Annotated in this window: 2 protein-coding genes; one reads left to right on the top strand and one right to left on the bottom strand. The window is 47.7% G+C overall.

The features are described 5' to 3' along the window. The coding region (locus A3763_RS28365; RefSeq protein ID WP_197482822.1) for a hypothetical protein at nt 1-241 on the top strand (241 nt) is incomplete at its 5' end. A 74-nt stretch (nt 242-315) separates the two neighbouring features. On the opposite strand, the gene A3763_RS28360 is transcribed toward A3763_RS28365, so the two are convergent. Then, on the bottom strand, nt 316-503 hold a 188-nt coding region (locus A3763_RS28360; RefSeq protein WP_197482821.1), incomplete at its 5' end, for a hypothetical protein.

Raw genomic sequence — 503 nt, 5'->3', positions numbered from 1 at the left:
CAAAGCCGATCCTGTTGGCATCGATAAAATCGACGCAGGCGAGACCTCCGGTAGTTTTGAGTTTTCAAAAGACACGAAAGTCGACCCCTTGGCCATCGTTCAGCTAGTGCAAAAGAACCCGATAAAGTACAAGCTAGAAGGCGCCACAAAACTTAAGTTTGAGCTTGAGGCCAAGAACGCAGAAGAGAAATTAAGTGAGATTGAAGCGCTGATTGCGTTATTGAGCAAGGCCCCGACTTAGCCTCAGCTGTAGGCAGAGCCTTCCACGGCTCGCTGGCAGGTTAGCACGAGTCAGGTTCACAGCGAGATATATGCTTACTTAACACACTTCCCCTCTCTAAGCCCCTGAACTTGCTCATCACTATAGCCCAAAGACTTTAATACATCTGAGGTATCTGCCCCCAAAGGTCTCCCTGCTTGCTTTATGCCTTCAGACTTAAATGGCAATGCGCTATTTATTTGTTGAATCTCGTTGCCTGTCTCATCTACAGCGGTGGTAATCA

This window comes from Oleiphilus sp. HI0128, assembly GCF_001635365.1.
The sequence above is the reverse complement of the archived record's forward strand: the minus strand, read 5'-3'. Positions and strand labels throughout refer to the sequence as shown.